10 protein-coding genes and 1 tRNA gene are annotated in these 14578 nt (G+C 63.6%); 8 read left to right on the top strand and 3 right to left on the bottom strand.

Annotated elements, in window-relative coordinates; genetic code table 11:
- Positions 1 to 65 precede the first annotated feature (65 nt).
- The gene (locus ABCW42_RS02870) at positions 66 to 845 is read left to right on the top strand and encodes a VOC family protein (protein ID WP_423183439.1); all 780 of its coding nucleotides are present in this window, start codon (positions 66 to 68) and stop codon (positions 843 to 845) included.
- A gap of 375 nt (positions 846 to 1220) precedes the next feature.
- Here the strand turns inward: ABCW42_RS02870 and ABCW42_RS02865 are convergent, their stop codons facing one another.
- Positions 1221 to 3200: an FAD/NAD(P)-binding protein gene (locus ABCW42_RS02865; protein WP_423183438.1), complete on the bottom strand. Its 1980-nt coding sequence runs from the start codon at positions 3198 to 3200 to the stop codon at positions 1221 to 1223.
- Between the two features lie 59 nt (positions 3201 to 3259).
- Here ABCW42_RS02865 and ABCW42_RS02860 point away from each other — a divergent pair, with 59 nt between their 5' ends.
- From ABCW42_RS02860 to ABCW42_RS02850, 3 genes are all read left to right on the top strand, one after another.
- Complete coding sequence (locus ABCW42_RS02860) at positions 3260 to 5521, top strand: prolyl oligopeptidase family serine peptidase (protein ID WP_423183437.1); 2262 nt, start codon at positions 3260 to 3262, stop codon at positions 5519 to 5521.
- A gap of 63 nt (positions 5522 to 5584) precedes the next feature.
- Positions 5585 to 5673, top strand: a tRNA-Ser gene (locus ABCW42_RS02855).
- Between the two features lie 205 nt (positions 5674 to 5878).
- Positions 5879 to 6949 carry a hypothetical protein gene (locus tag ABCW42_RS02850; RefSeq protein WP_423183436.1) on the top strand — a complete coding sequence of 357 codons (1071 nt, stop codon included), beginning with the start codon at positions 5879 to 5881 and terminating at the stop codon, positions 6947 to 6949.
- Positions 6950 to 7073: 124 nt separating this feature from the next.
- Here ABCW42_RS02850 and ABCW42_RS02845 read toward each other — a convergent pair whose 3' ends face one another.
- Positions 7074 to 8513, bottom strand: a complete 1440-nt coding sequence (locus tag ABCW42_RS02845) for an MFS transporter (RefSeq protein WP_423183435.1) — start codon at positions 8511 to 8513, stop codon at positions 7074 to 7076.
- Positions 8510 to 10690 (bottom strand): RecQ family ATP-dependent DNA helicase, encoded by a 2181-nt coding sequence (locus tag ABCW42_RS02840; protein ID WP_423183434.1) that lies wholly within the window; start codon positions 10688 to 10690, stop codon positions 8510 to 8512. Before ABCW42_RS02840 ends, ABCW42_RS02845 begins: the two co-directional genes overlap by 4 nt.
- A 136-nt stretch (positions 10691 to 10826) precedes the next feature.
- Here ABCW42_RS02840 and ABCW42_RS02835 point away from each other — a divergent pair, with 136 nt between their 5' ends.
- From ABCW42_RS02835 to ABCW42_RS02820, 4 genes are all read left to right on the top strand, one after another.
- Positions 10827 to 12245: a phosphomannomutase/phosphoglucomutase gene (locus tag ABCW42_RS02835; protein WP_423183433.1), complete on the top strand. Its 1419-nt coding sequence runs from the start codon at positions 10827 to 10829 to the stop codon at positions 12243 to 12245.
- A 7-nt stretch (positions 12246 to 12252) separates the two neighbouring features.
- Positions 12253 to 12696 (top strand): hypothetical protein, encoded by a 444-nt coding sequence (locus ABCW42_RS02830; RefSeq protein ID WP_423183432.1) that lies wholly within the window; start codon positions 12253 to 12255, stop codon positions 12694 to 12696.
- Between the two features lie 81 nt (positions 12697 to 12777).
- Positions 12778 to 13227 carry an RrF2 family transcriptional regulator gene (locus tag ABCW42_RS02825; protein WP_423183431.1) on the top strand — a complete coding sequence of 150 codons (450 nt, stop codon included), beginning with the start codon at positions 12778 to 12780 and terminating at the stop codon, positions 13225 to 13227.
- Positions 13228 to 13352: 125 nt separating this feature from the next.
- Positions 13353 to 14513 carry a globin domain-containing protein gene (locus tag ABCW42_RS02820; protein ID WP_423183430.1) on the top strand — a complete coding sequence of 387 codons (1161 nt, stop codon included), beginning with the start codon at positions 13353 to 13355 and terminating at the stop codon, positions 14511 to 14513.
- Positions 14514 to 14578: the final 65 nt, after the last annotated feature.

Below are 14578 nucleotides of genomic sequence, written 5' to 3'. Positions count from 1 at the left end.
CTGATTGTCTCCACCACCCATTAGAAATACCGTGGCTTCGGCCCGGAATCGACACAGGAGCAAACATGCCTACGCCTGAAATCACCCCCGGCGCACCTTGCTGGATCGACCTGATGACCTCGGACACGGAAAAAGCAAAGTCCTTCTACAACACGTTGTTCGGCTGGACCTTTGAGACCGGGGACGAGGAGAAGTACGGCGGCTACATCACGGCTTCCAAGGACGGCAAGCTGGTGGCCGGGATCATGCAGAAGCAGGAAGACATGGCCCAAATGCCCGACGTCTGGTCCACCTACTTGCGGACCGACGACATCAAGGCAACCGCGGAAGCCGCCGTGGCCAACGGCGGACAGGTCTACATGGAACCCATGGAGGTCCCTGACCAGGGAACCATGGCAATGTTCGCGGACTCGTCCGGTGCCGCAATCGGTGCTTGGCAGTTCGGCGAAATGAAGGGCTACGAGGTCGCCGCTGAAACCGGTGCGCCTGCCTGGCACGAGCTGTTTGCCAAGCAGTACGACTCCGCCGTCGCCTTCTACCAGAACGTCTTCGGCTGGGAAACCACGGTCATGGGTGACTCCCCCGAATTCCGCTACACCACGCTCGGCGCGGGAGATGACGCCAAGGCAGGCATCATGGACGCTTCCGGCTTCCTTCCTGCCGAAGTTCCGTCCTACTGGGGCGTCTACTTCGCCGTGGACAAGGTTGATTCCACCATCGAACAGGCTGTTTCCTTGGGCGCCACCGTCATCCAGCCGGCGGAAGACACCCCATACGGCCGGATGTCCACCCTGACCGACCCCACGGGCGCCATCTTCAAGCTCATCGAAAACCGTCCTTCCTAAGGACATCGGCGTCGGCCCTCGCGGCCACACATCGCACCACCAAGGAGCATGCTCCCCCTGCGGCATGAGCAGTGGACATATTCGGATTATGTCCACTGCTCACGCCCAGCGCGGAGCATGCTCCTTCTTTGTTTGTGGGACGACGCTCCTTCTTTGTTTGTGGGACGACGCTCCTTCTTTGTTTGTGGGACGACGCTCCTTCTTTGTTTGTGGGACATCGCTTTGGCGTGCGCGGATGCTGGCCCGCGATTCGCCCCGCTCCCCACCCCTCCACTGAGCATGCCCTCCTCTGGCCTCGACGAGTGGACATATTCGGATTATGTCCACTGCTCATGCCCAGCGCGGAGCATGCTCCTTCGTAACCGGGGAGCATGCTCATTTTTGGAGGGGCAGGCCGAGCATGTCCCTTGCGATTTCGTCGGCGTCGCGGAGCGTCCGCTGGCCGCTTTGGTACACCGGCCCATCGGAGGGCAGGGCCTCGGCGGCAATTGCAGTGCCCCACTGGGCCGAGGAAAGCTGCAGGCCAAGGACATACATCCCGCGAGTCACCGATCCGTTGGCGCCCACCGGCCTGTAAGGATGCGCTTGCACGTCCAAGCCTGAAGTCTGCACCGGAACGCCCTCAACGGTCATCATCATCTTGGCCCGCACCAGCCCGTCAGCCAGCAATTGCCCCATGAACGGAGATACGCTCGCACCAACCCTGTTCGCCGGAGACATCGCCTCGATCAACGTCTTGGCTTCCGCGGCGTCGTCGTGCACCCAGGCGGATACCGCCCGGAAAACTCCCTGCGCGTGGTCCACGCTGAAGCGGGGATCCGGCCCCACAAAGCTCACGACGCCGGCACGCGCCAAAGCGGCCAATTGCTCCGAACGCAGCGCGGGAGGCCCGCTCGCGAGTCCTTCAACGAATGATTCGAACCAGCCGCGAAGCTCCCCCACCCAGGTCTCATCCGTGATTCCGCCATCGGCTACGGCCGACTTCAGGATTGCCCTTCCCGCGTGCAGGGCACCGATCGCCATCTTGACGGGGTCGGCCTCCCCCAGCGCGGAACGGCGGGCGTCGTCGTCCAGGTAATCCACGACCGCGGTGTCCAGTTCCTTCCGGGAAGCAAAGGAACGCCCGGCAAGCGGTGCAGCGAGGCCCAACAAGTCGAGCCGCCGCGACGTCGCGACATGGGCCGCAACCAACTCGGCAACCTGGTGTTCCCACCGAGCAGTTGCGTGGGCGTGCGGTTTCAACAAGTCCTCGAGCGCCGCCAGGAATTCCGGGGCGTCGGACACAGCCACCGGTTCGGCGACAACCAGCGTGGAGTAGTACGCCCACACGGCATCCCGGTGGAGGAGCGGCCAGAGGTCGTGGTCGAAACCGGGCTGGATACCCGCCGTCGCGAATCGCTCCAGCGCACCTTCGGTCAGGTACCGCAAGCGGACCGACTTCGGATAGTAACCGTCCAGGCCCGCCTTGGCCCGGTATGGGGCGCCGCGCCTCGAGGCCGCAATGATCTTCGGTTCCCGGCCCGACGGCACATACTTGAGCTTCCCGGCTATTCCGTCGCCCACCCGGACGAACCTGCCGCCCCGGCCCTCGGTCAATTGGCCCATGACGTCGAAAAAGTTGAGCCCCATTCCGCGAACCAGCACAGGTTCGGCTTCCGGCACCAGGTCCCAATCGACGTCGGCCGGGGCGGCGGGCGGAAAGTAACGCAGTCCCACTTCTCTCGCTGCTTCGCTGAACGAGCGCTGTTCCGGGTTGAGGCGGGACTCCAGGTGGCCCAGCGCGAGGACGAGGGAATCGACGGCGAGCCGCCCGCCGTCGTCGAGTTCGACGTCGAACCCTCCGACCGCGCGCCCGTCCGCAATCCGCTCCGGTACTGGCCGCGCGGCGACGGCGCTGCTCCGGTGGAATTCGACGTCGACGCCGGCCGGAAGCCGCCCGAGCACCGCGTCGAGCGTGGAACGGAGGTACCGCCCGTAGAGCGCGCGGCTGGGAAAGTCGTTGGAAGCGAGGGCGGAAAGCTCCTTGAGTTCCTCGGAGCTCAGGCCGGCGCCGTCTCCCGCGCACTGTTCCACGCGCCATTGGTCGAAAGAACCCCCGGCGAGCGGCGGCGCGAGCTGCGGGTCCTCCGGGATCAGCGTGGGGTAGAACGACTGCGTGTTCATGAGGTAGAGCCGGGATTGTCCGGGCTGCCAGACGTGGCCGGGACCGGCCGGGAACGGATCGACGACGTCGATATGCAGGGAACGGCCGTCGGTCTCCATCGCGGCCCAATTGGCGAGCAAGCGCTCCAGCACACTGGTGCCCCGGGGGCCCGCCCCGATCAGCCCCACCCGCAAGTTCCGCAAATTTCCCACGCCCAAGCCTAACGTCTTGTGACTTGCTTCCTCCTCAGACAGGCACTCTAGGATGAGGCATGACCACCACAGCAGCTGATCAAGCGCCCGTGCCCGACGACCGGACAGCCCAGGGAAACGCAACCGCGCCCGAGCCCGTTGACGAGAATATCTGGCTTGAGGACATCCACGGCGAAGAACAGCTGGCCTGGGTCCGGGAACAAAACGCCCGGACCGAAGACTTGCTCGACGACGCCGAGTACGCCGAACTTGAAGCCGGAATCCTGGAGGTCCTCGACTCCACGGACAAGATCGCCATGGTGAACAAGCGCGGGGAGCACTACTACAACTTCTGGAAAGACCAGCAGAATCCCAAAGGTCTCTGGCGTCGGACCACGTGGGAGAGCTACCTCAGCGACGAACCCGAATGGGACGTCCTCCTGGACATCGATGCCCTGGCCGCCGCCGAAGGCGAAGAGTGGGTCTTCCACGGCGCAAACTTCCTGCGCCCCGCCGACGGCGAACCATACCGCCTCGCGATCGTCGCCTTGTCCCCCGACGGCGGCGACGCCAACCGCCACCGCGAGTTCGACGTCGAGACCCGCCGGTTCGTGGACCCCGCCTCGGGCGGATTCGACCTTCCGGTCGCGAAGGGCAACGTGAGCTGGCTCGACGGCGACACCCTCCTGGTCGCGACCACGGCAGACGGCCTTCCCAAGACCACGTCCTCCTATGCCCGCACTGGGGTGAGGCTGCGCCGCGGAGAGTCGCTTGCTGCCGCCGAGCGGATTTTCGATATCCCGGAGGACCACATGATGGCGCTCGTCGCCCATGATTCCACCCCGGGTTTCGAACGCACTTTCGCCGTCGACTGGATCGACTTCTTCAACCGCACCACCTCGGTACTGCGCGACGACGAGTGGCTCGCGATCGACGTGCCCACCGACGTCAACCTCAGCTCGCACCGCGACTGGCTTATGTTCCGTCCACGGCAGGACTGGACGGTTGAAGGCACTACTTTCCCGGCCGGCTCGTTGCTGGCCGCCGATTTCGAGGGATACCTCTCCGGCGCGCGTGACTTCACCGTGCTGTTCGTTCCGGACGAGCACACCTCCTTGCAGTCCTGGAGCTGGACGCGCGACTACCTGCTCCTCAACCTGCTGCACGACGTTTCCTCCGAAATCAGGGTGCTCGACCCCACGCGCAAAGACACCTCCGGCGGATGGGCCATGACCCTGCTCGACGCGTGCCCTCCACTGCACGACGTGAACGCATACGCAGTGGACGACGAGGACGAAGCAGAAAGCGACGACGCCGGCAACGACTACTGGCTCGTGGCCACCGGTTTCACCACTCCCACCACGCTCACCCGCGGCACCTTGAGGCCGGGCATGGCCGGCTACACCCTCGACAGCGGCCACGACGGCGGTGTGGCAAGCACCCACGCGGTGGTGAAGGCCTCGCCGTCGTTCTTCAACGACGCCGATTACGAAGTCCAGCAACACTTCGCGACATCCGCGGACGGCACGCGCGTGCCCTATTTCCAGGTTGCCGCCAAAGACCTGGACCTCGACGGCGAGAACCCCACGCAACTCTCGGGCTACGGCGGATTCGAAGTCTCGAGGACCCCTGCTTGCAGTGGCGCGATCGGACGCGCGTGGCTGGAACGCCGGAGCGACGCCATCAATTCCGACGGCGGCGAAGGCCCGCATTCGCGGGGCGGCGTTTACGTTGTGGCCAACATCCGCGGCGGCGGCGAATACGGCCCGTCCTGGCACCGTGCCGCCCTTCAAGCCAACCGGCACCGGGCGTTCGAGGACTTCGCGGCCGTTGCCCGGGACCTCATCTCGCGCGGCGTCACGAGTCCTCGCCGGCTCGGTTGCGTGGGCGGCTCGAACGGCGGACTGCTCGTAGGCAACATGCTGACCCAATACCCGGAACTGTTCGGGGCCGTCTCCTGCGGAGTGCCGCTGCTGGACATGCGCCGCTACACCAAGCTCTCCGCGGGCTATTCATGGATTGCCGAATACGGGGACCCCGACATGCCCGAGCAGTGGGAGTTCATCCGGACCTTCTCGCCATACCACTTGCTGCGCGACGGAGTGGACTATCCCGAGACGTTCATTTGGACCGCCACCTCCGACGACCGCGTCGGCCCGGTCCAAGCCCGGAAGATGGCCGCGCGGATGCAAGCGATGGGCATCCCCAACGTGTGGTTCCACGAAGCCCTCGAAGGCGGCCACGCAGGAGCGTCGGACAACCGGCAGGCAGCCTCGCTCCAAGCCCGCAGCCAGCACTTCCTCTGGAAAGCGCTGGCCGGCAAGCGGGAGCCAGGGCTGTAGGGCCGCCCGTTTTGCGCTGCGTGCCTCATTCTGCGTATCCTTGGTGGGCTAGCAATAGCAATTGGAGACGTGCCAGAGCGGCCGAATGGACTTCACTGCTAATGAAGGGTCGGGGTTAAACTCGACCGGGGGTTCAAATCCCCCCGTCTCCGCGTTTTGGCCCCGGTCCTCGGACCGGGGCCTTCTTGCGTTTTGGGTGTCCGGCGGGCGACGCCCCCTCTGGCTCCGCCCACGGGGTCCCGCCGATAGGGTCCCGCCCACGGGCGCGAATTCATATTGATGACTTTTGGAATTTGTTTCACCCCCATACCCTCGTCGAGGTATCCGACCAACGAATAGGGGAATTCCATGCGTTCAATGTCGAAATTCGCAATCGCGACAGCGGGGGCGGTGCTGCTGTCAGCAACTTTGCTGACATCGCCGGCACTCGCGGCCGGCGACAACCAAGGCGGCGGACAGTCGGCCAACGGCAACGGGCATGAGGGCAACACCGACAGCTTCAGCTTTGGCGTCATCGGCGATGTTCCCTACGGCGACGCCGAAATCCAAGCTTTCCCTTCCTACATCCAGGATCTGAACGCGCACAAGGAACTAACTTTCGTAGCCCACGTTGGCGATATCAAAAACGGATCGTCAAAGTGCACTGATGAATACTTCAATTCCATCAAGCAGAATTTCGACAGTTTCACTTTGCCGCTGGTTTACACCCCGGGTGACAACGAATGGACCGACTGCCACCGGCCGAACAACGGAGCCTACAACCCGCTGGAAAGGCTCGCCAAGGTACGCGAGGTATTCTTCCCGAAGCCCGGATTCACCCTCGGAGCGCCCATGAAGGTGAAGTCGCAGGTCCAGGAAGGCTTCCCCGAGAACGTCACTTTCCACAAGCATGAGGTAGCCTTCACGGCCGTCAACATCCCTGGGAGCAACAACTCGACGCTGCCGTGGACGGGCCTGGGCCAGACCCAGCCCACTACCGCCCAACTGGATGAAGTGCAAAAGCGGACCGATGCTGACATCCAGGAATTGAAGGATACATTCCGGAAGGCACGCGACAACGGCGACCGGGCCGTCGTCGTCATGACTCAAGCAGACATGTTCGACCCCACAATCGCAGCTCCATCCCAAGCGGATTTTGGCGCATTCAAGCCCTTGGTCCAGACCCTGATCGAGGAATCCAACGCCTTCGGCGGACCCGTCTACCTGATCAATGGCGACAGCCACGTCTTCAACGAGGACCACCCGCTCGCCACTGGTTCCCCCTGGCTGTCCTTCTATGGTCAGTCCACAGCGGCGAAGAACCTGACGCGCGTCACCGTTGACGGCTCGAATAATGCCAAGGACTGGCTCAAAGTCACCGTGAACCCGGAGGACTCGGCCAGCGTGATGTCATTCGACCGGGTGCCGTTCACGCACCCGGCTTCGTAAGCTCGGGCTGAGGTCGGATCGTTCCGGGCGCGACGTCGGCTCGTTCCGGGCGCGACGTCGGCTCGTTCCGCAGGTGCCGGAATCTCCACGGACGGAGGTTTCGGCACCTGCGCTGTTCCTGGCCCTATCCCTCGCTTTTCGCCGGATTTGTGACAACCCGGCGGCTGACTTCGGCCCCGGCATGGCGGTGGAGGGTGAGGCTGTCCACCGTGCTCAGGAGCATCGCAGCTGCCATGGCGAGGAAGGCTCCGCGATAGGCGGACGACTGACCGCCGCCAAAGAGGGCCGCATGATCAAAAAGCCGAAGGAAGAGGGCGCCCACGGCTATCCCGCCCCCGGCTGCCAATTGCACCAAGGTGGCCGAGACTGCGTTCGCTGACGGTAGTTCCGCCGGGACAATGTCCGCGTACTGTACAGACGCATAGGCCGAGAATCCGATCGATCGGAAGGCGCCACTCGCAAGCAGCAGGGCAAAAATCAGGGGCTCCGGAGTTGTTGCGCTAAGCATGGCGCACGCCGCAAAAGTAGCCGCGGAAGCCAAGGACGCGAAGACGAGGACGGCTTTGAACCCGAACCGCCGGATGATGGGCGTAGTAGCCGGCTTGATACCGATGTTGCCGATGAAGACAGCGGCCACCATGGCACCGGATTTGAGGGGATCCCACCCAAATCCGTCTTGAAACAGCAGGGGCAGCAAAAACGGCACGGAACTGATCGTCAGCCGATAGACGAATCCGCCGGTCGACGTCGCCCGGAAGGTGCGCGTCGCAAAGACCCTGAGGTCGAAGAGCGGCGCACTGGCCTTGAGCAGCCACCAACTCGCACCGGCCAGGGCCAGAGCCCCGGCCACCAATATAAGGATCGGGACAACACCTGAACCGTGTCCGCCGATTCCTTCCAATCCCACCACCAGGGAACCGACTCCGAAGGTTGTCAGTGTGAGACCGACCCAGTCGAGTCGCCTGGCTGCATCAGCGCCGGCGCGTGGAACGAGCTTCAGGGCCGCCAAGAAAGCGGCAACTCCGAGCGGCACATTGATCAGGAAGATCCAGTGCCAGGAAAGGTACGTGGTGAAGGCTCCGCCGACCAGGGGCGCAAGGACCGGGGCAAGTAAACCGGGCCAAACAAGGAACGCAGTTGCCCGCAGTAGTTCCGACTTGGGCGTGCCCCGCAGCACCACGAGCGTTCCGACGGGCACCATCATTGCCCCGCCGGCCCCTTGGGCTATCCGGCTTAGCGTCAAAAGCGTAAGGTTCGGGCTGAGCGCGCACAGCAGGGATGCCACCGTGAATACGGCGATCGCCAAACAGAAGATTCGCCGCGCCCCAAAACGTTCCGCGAGCCAACTGCTCAACGGAATTCCCATTGCAACGGTGACCAGGTAGGCGGTCATGGTGATGTTGACATCCGCCGAGGCCACCCTAAAGTCCGCAGCGATGCTCGGGATGGCCGTGGTGAGGACGGTGCCGTCCAGGAATTCCATGAAGAAGGTGGCCGCGACAAGCAATGCCAGGCGCGGCTGCCACCGGGATTCGGGCTGCTCCACCAACTGTTCTCCGCTCATGCCGCTTGACCAAGGACGAGAGGCAGCACCCAGCCCGCTCCGGATTGCCTGAGGGCGCGCCCTGCCACTGTCATGGTCCATCGGCTGTCTGCCAGATCATCGACGAGAAGAACACCCTGCCCGCCAATCGACGCAAGGTTTTGTTTCAGCTCAGGATCCACTAGGAGCCTGTCCCACACTCCGGCGAGCCGGTAGGCGCTGTTGCCACCCCGGCTTCCCGTGGGTCCCCCGTGTTGGAGCTGAAGCGGACCAAGATAGGGCATGCGCCCAATGGAAGCGATTCCGCGAGCCAGGGAGTCGACAAGAACCGGCTTGTCCCTCGACGGAATGCTCACCACGGCCACAGGACGTCCTTGTCCGCTCCAACCAGCGGACCTGCCATCGCCGGCTGACCATTCGCGCAATACCTGTACGCAGGCCTGCAGCATGGCGGGGTCGACTTCGCGGTCCCCCGCGCCCGCAGCGAAGACCTCACGGAGGGCGCCGCCCCACCCGAGATCTGTCAGTCGGGCGAGGACACGTCCTTCAGCCAGCAGCTCGTCCGGCTTGATCTTGCCTTTAACCGGCACGCCAAGCCTGTCCATCCCACTGGGCCATTGCAGCCGCGGCTCGAGAACTACGCCCGCCCGCCGGAGGGTCTGACCCGCCGCGTCGGCCGCGGCTGTAGCAACGTCCGCTGGAAACCACTGCCCCGCGCAATTGTCACACCGGCCACAGACCCGGGCGGACTCGTCGTCGAGGACGGCCGTGATGTATTCCATCCGACACCCGGCGGTGTCCTCGTAGATCACCATGGAGTCTTGCTCATTCACGCGGGCCTCGGCAATCCGGGCATAACGTTCGGCATCGTAGGTCCATGGCTGTCCGGTGGACCTCCATCCGCCCCCCACTCGCTCTACGGCTCCATCCACCGCAAGGACTTTCAAGAGAAGTTCCAGCGGGGTGCGCCGAAGGTCCACCCGGGCCTCCAACGCCACCGTGGACAAAGCGGAACCAGCCTCTGCGAGGACTTGGAGGACCGTGCCCGCTTTTTCTTCCGAGGGCATGGACGCCGTGGCGAAATACTGCCAAATCTCGCGGTCCTCCGTGCCAGGCAGAAGGAGGACGTCGGCGTTGGCCGCTCCACGGCCGGCGCGGCCAACTTGTTGGTAGTAAGCGACGGGCGACGACGGTGCACCGAGGTGGATGACGAAGCCCAAGTCCGGTTTGTCGAACCCCATGCCCAGCGCAGAGGTGGCAACCAGCGCCTTCACTTGGTTGTCCTTGAGGAGTTGCTCTGCCCGTTCGCGGTCCCCCGGATCGGTGCGGCCGGTGTAGGACAGTACATTGTGGCCCGCCTCTGACAGCAATCGCGCAGTATCTTCGGCGGCAGACACCGTCAGGGTGTAAATAATCCCGCTGCCAGGCATGTCAGCGAGATGGGTCAGCAGCCAGCCTAGACGGTCCCGCGAATCCGCGAGCTTCAGGACCCCGAGCCGAAGCGATTCGCGTCCAAGGGCGCCGCGAATGGTCAGCACGCCAGTGCCAAGCTGGTCCTCGATGTCATGGACAACGCGGGAGTTGGCCGTGGCCGTGGTTGCGAGAACCGGTACCGTCTGCGGCAACTGTTCGATGAGGTCGGCGATTCGGCGATAGTCCGGGCGGAAGTCGTGACCCCAGTCCGAAATACAGTGCGCCTCGTCAATCACCAAAAGGCCGGTGCGGCGAATGAGCTCCGGAAGCTGGTGTTCCCGAAACGAGGGATTGGTGAGGCGCTCCGGTGAAACCAACAGGACATCCACGTTGTCAGCAGCAAGTTGTGCCCTGACATCGTCCCACTCGAGCTGGTTGGCCGAATTGATGGCGACGGCCCGCACCCCGGCGCGTGCGGCTGCCGCCACTTGGTCCCGCATAAGGGCGAGAAGCGGGGAAACGATAAGGGTGGGGCCGGCTCCGCGCCTCCTCAACAACAAGGACGAAACGAAGTAGACCGCCGACTTCCCCCAGCCTGTCCGCTGAACCACCAAGGCGCGCCGCCCTGCGTCGACGAGGGCCTCGATCGCTTCATACTGCCCTTCGTGAAACTGCGCCTCCGGGTTTCCCACCAATTCCCTCAGGACTTCAAGGGCTTGCCCTTGCGTGGTGGACTGCTCCGTTATCAAGGCTGCTGGGAAGGCTGCGTGCGGGGTGTTGGGCATGGACTCAGTATTCCAGCACGGGCAGACAGCCAGAACCCGGGACTTCATCTATGTGGACAAATCCATGTGGTCAGGGTTTTCCACATAGACGGGCCGTGGCGTAGTGCGGGTGCCGCCCCACAGTAAGATTGAGCCCGTGACTAGCGAGCAGAAGAAGACATTTGACCTCTCGGCTTCCTTCAAGGCCTATGACGTTCGGGGGATCGTCGGCGAATCCATCACGGCCCCCATCGTCGAATCCGTCGGCGCAGCGTTCGTCGACGTCCTCGGCCTCGCGGGCGAGACAGTATTGGTAGGCGGAGACATGCGTCCGTCCTCCCCTGGGTTCGCCCAGGCCTTCGCCGATGGCGCCGCCCGCCGCGGTGCGAATGTCCAGCTCCTTGGACTCATTTCCACGGACGAGCTCTACTACGCTTGCGGCGCCCTCAATGCAGCCGGTGCCACATTCACCGCGAGCCACAACCCGGCCGAATACAACGGCATCAAGATGTCCAAGGCCGGTGCCCAGCCAATTTCCTCCGAGACTGGCCTCAAGGACATCCAGGCGCTGGCGGAGAGTTACCTCGACGAGGGCACCATCCCGGCCGCCGCTGTCCAAGGAACCATCGGCGCCCGTGACGTCCTCAAGGACTACTCCGAGTACCTGCGCAGTCTCGTCGACCTCAAGGGTTCCCGCCCCCTGAAGGTAGTGGTGGACGCCGGCAATGGCATGGCCGGCCTGACCACGCCAGCAGTCCTTGGGAACGAACTGCTTCCTGCCCTTCCGTTCGAGATTGTCCCCTTGTACTTCGAATTGGATGGCTCCTTCCCGAACCACCCCGCCAATCCCCTCGAGCCCGAAAACCTGCGCGACCTGCAGGCCGCGGTCGTCGAGCACGGTGCCGATATCGGCCTGGCCTTCGACGGGGACGCGGACCGGTGCTTCGTCATCGACGAGAAGGGCGAACCTGTTTCGCCATCTGCCATCACGGGCATGGTGGCACGTCGGGAAATTTCCCGCGCCCGTGCCGCAGGCGAAGAAACGCCTGTCATCATCCACAACCTGCTGACTTCGCGCGCTGTTCCTGAACTCGTCGCCGAGGATGGAGGCCGCGCTGTCCGGACCCGCGTTGGCCACTCGTTCATCAAGGCAGTCATGGCGGAAGAAGGCGCCGTGTTCGGCGGAGAACATTCGGCCCACTTCTACTTCCGCGATTTCTGGAACGCGGACACCGGCATGCTCGCAGCCATGCACGTACTCGCAGCGCTTGGTGAGCAGGACGGCCCGCTGTCCGAGCTCGGCCGCCAATACGAGCCCTATGTTTCCTCCGGTGAAATCAATTCCGAAATCGAAGACAAGGCCGGTGCGATTGAGCGTGTCCAGGCCGACTTCGCCGGCGAGGACATCGACGTTGACACCATGGACGGAAGCACTTTCACGGCACGGGACGGCGGCTGGTGGTTCAACCTTCGCCCTTCCAACACCGAGCCGTTCCTTCGCTTGAATGCCGAGGCCAAGGATGTAGCCACCATGGAAAAGATCCGGGACCGCGTCCTGGCGTTGGTTCGGGCTTAGCCCACGGATGGCAGGCGTGACCTGGCGCGACTCCGTTCCTGAAGAATCTGCCGATGATCTCGAGACGTTGTTGGGAACCGGTATTGGCACGGCCCGCGAGCATCTTGAACAGCACGGCGGTTTCCTCCCGTTCGCCCTGACAGTCCTGAACGACGGCGAGGTGCGGCTCTTGATGGTTGCCCCCGACTCCGCCGTCGACACGTCGGATGCGCTCGGCGCCCCAAACCCCACCGCGGAAATAGCGTCCGAGGCAGAATTTGACGTGGATGCCATGTTGAACGACCTCACAGAGCTGGTACGACAGAACCGCGGGGAATGCCGGGCGGCGGCGTTGGTTTGCGATATCACCTTGCCTGAGGAGGGGTCCGACGCAATCCACGTCGCGGCCGAACACAGGGATGGATCGGTTTTCGCCGCGCTCCTCCCTTATCGGCCGGGGCCGGGCTCTTAGTGGGAGTTCGGTGAACTTACCGCCGACACCAACGAGGCCGTGGTCTGGGTGAGCTAGACTGGCCCGCTTATCCTTGATGGCATGAAGATCAACGCCTTCTCGGATGTCAGCCTGCGTGCGCTCCTGGTTCTGTCGTCCGCGCCCCTGGGTGAACTCCTGACCACCCAGAACATCGCCGATGCTGTGGGCACTCCGTACCACCACGTCAGCAAGGCTATTGTCCGGCTGCGGGAACTGGGCTTGATCGACGTCGAACGCGGTCGCAACGGCGGATCCAGACTGAGCGCAGCCGGAAGGAAAGCCACCGTCGGCCAGATCCTGCGGAAGCTGGATACCCGGTCCGACCCCGCGGAATGCCAGTCCGCAAACGGCGATTGCCCGCTCATCGCGGAGTGCGGGCTCCGTAGCGCCTTGGCCCGCGCGCGCGAAGCCTTCTACCAGGAACTCGACACCGTCGTAGTCTCCTCCTTGCCACGGCTCCGGCAAATGACGCCCGTCTTCCAAGCCATCGGGTTACGCCCCGGTTTGTAACATCTTCGCCGACTGGCAAAAACTTTCTACAGAGTGTAGAAATGACGTATAGATACTTGCATTCTAAATACAAGTATTGATTCCGGTCCGCACGTAACCAACGGGCCACTACGACAGGAGTACCTATGCTCTCGGACAAGTCCTTCCCCGTCATCGAGGCCACGCTGCCGCTCGTCGGCTCCAGGATCGGCGACATCACCCCCAAGTTCTACGCCCGCCTCTTCGCCGCGCACCCCGAGCTGCTCGATGGCCTCTTCAGCCGCTCGAACCAGCGCTCCGGCGACCAGCAGCAGGCCCTCGCGGGGAGCATCGCCGCGTTTGCGAGCCACTTGGTGAACAACCCCGGGACCTTGCCCGAGACCGTCCTGTCCCGCATCGCGCACCGCCACGCTTCACTCGGTATCACCGAGCCCCAGTACCAGGTGGTTTACGAACACCTCTTCGCCGCTATTGCCGAAGACCTGGCCGAAGTCATTACCCCCGAAATCGCCGAGGCCTGGACCGAGGTGTACTGGCTGATGGCAGACGCCTTAATCAAGCTCGAAAAAGGACTTTACGCAGCCCAGGCCAACGGCAAGATGTGGACTCCTTGGAGGGTCGCGGCGAAAACTCCAGCCGGCATCGGCTCCATGACCTTCACCTTGGAACCCGCGGACGACACTCCGGTCACAGAAGCGCTGCCCGGCCAGTACGTCAGCGTCAAGGTCACCCTCCCGGACGGCTTGCGCCAGGTCCGCCAATACTCCCTTTCCGGCGACGCCGGTACCCGCCGCAGCTTCACCACCAAGATCGACGACGGCGGCGAGGTCTCCCCGGTGCTTCACAACACCGTGCAGGTCGGCGACATCCTTGAAATTTCCAACCCCTACGGCGAGATCGTCCTCAAGGAAGGTAACGACCCCGTCATCCTTGCCTCCGCCGGCATCGGCTGCACGCCGACCGCATCAATCCTGCGCTCACTCGCCGAGGCCGGAACGAACCGCCAGGTGCTTGTCCTTCACGCCGAGAGCACCCTGGACAGCTGGGCCCTGCGTAGCCAGATGACGGACGACGTCGAACGCTTGGACGGCGCAGAACTCCAGCTCTGGCTGGAGGAACCGCAGTCCGGTTCCAAAGCGGGATTCATGTCGCTTCGCGAAGTGGACCTGCCCGCCGACGCCTCGCTCTACTTGTGCGGACCGCTGCCGTTCATGAAGCACATCCGCAATGAGGCCATCAACGCCGGAATCCCGGCCACGAAGATCCACTACGAAGTCTTCGGCCCGGACATCTGGCTGGCTAACTAATACAGCCCGTACGACGACGGTCCCGCACCCTTTCGCGAAAAGGTGCGGGACCGTCGTCGTACTTG

The organism is Arthrobacter sp. NyZ413 (genome assembly GCF_049390645.1).
Classification (GTDB): Bacteria; Actinomycetota; Actinomycetes; order Actinomycetales; family Micrococcaceae; genus Arthrobacter.
The sequence above is the reverse complement of the archived record's forward strand: the minus strand, read 5'-3'. Positions and strand labels throughout refer to the sequence as shown.